Raw genomic sequence first — 279 nt, 5'->3', positions numbered from 1 at the left:
CGTCGACATGACGACATATCACGTTCAGATGCAGGCGCACATGGCCGTCTTTCGCGAGGTGAAGAATCGCGTTTTCCCGCGCGGAACCTGCGCCTGGACGGCGATCGGCGTAGCCGAACTCGCGCATCCAGGCTTGCTCGTGGAAATCAAGTGCGTGGCGGTGCAGCGCGCTCAGGGCGCGGTGTAAGCGTCGACGTCGGAGTCCACGTCGGAATTCCCATAAGGCGTCGCATAGCGTGTAGCCGCCGCCATCAGCGTCTGGGCAATCTCCGCACGCAG

The 279-nt window shown here is 63.1% G+C and carries 1 protein-coding gene; it reads left to right on the top strand.

Features of this window, described 5'->3' with window-relative positions:
• A partial coding sequence (locus SB816_RS31100; protein ID WP_410548128.1) for a Rid family hydrolase occupies positions 1-187 on the top strand: 187 nt, incomplete at its 5' end.
• Positions 188-279: the final 92 nt, after the last annotated feature.

Source organism: Achromobacter sp. SIMBA_011 (assembly GCF_046535435.1).
Classification (GTDB): domain Bacteria; phylum Pseudomonadota; class Gammaproteobacteria; order Burkholderiales; family Burkholderiaceae_B; genus Achromobacter; species Achromobacter dolens.
Note: the sequence above shows the minus strand (reverse complement) of the source record. Positions and strands in the feature narration are given on the sequence as shown.